The following is a 444-nucleotide window of genomic DNA, read 5'->3' as shown; positions in this document are numbered from 1 at the left end:
TCGACTTGCTTGTTTCTTTTATTAAATGGAAAGGAATTAGAATTCTTGAACCAGAACTAAAAGAATTTACTGAAAGAGGTGGAAAACTTAGAGTTATCACCACAACTTATATTGGAGCAACAGATGCAAAAGCCGTTGAGTTTTTATCTTATTTAAAAAATACAGAAGTAAAAGTATCCTACAATACAGGTAATGAAAGACTTCATGCCAAAGCTTATCTGTTTCAAAGAAAAACTGGTTTTCACACTGGATATATTGGCTCTTCCAATTTTTCGCGTTCCGCTTTAACTGATGGTTTAGAATGGAATTTAAAGATAACCACTAAAGAAGTGGGTCATATTATTGACAAGTTCAAGAAAACATTTGAAGCCTATTGGCAGAATTCAGAGTTTGAGACGTATGATAAAAATAAGCATTCTGAAAAATTAGTTGATGCATTAAAGC

General features: G+C 32.2%; 1 protein-coding gene. It reads left to right on the top strand.

Going from position 1 to position 444, the window contains the following annotated elements; translation table 11 throughout:
* Window positions 1-444 (top strand): phospholipase D-like domain-containing protein (locus IU405_RS00915; protein WP_197436758.1); only part of this gene is annotated, 444 nt, incomplete at both ends.

This window comes from Polaribacter sp. BAL334 (assembly GCF_015767435.1).
GTDB lineage: Bacteria > Bacteroidota > Bacteroidia > Flavobacteriales > Flavobacteriaceae > Polaribacter.
This window is presented reverse-complemented; position numbering and strand designations above follow the sequence as displayed.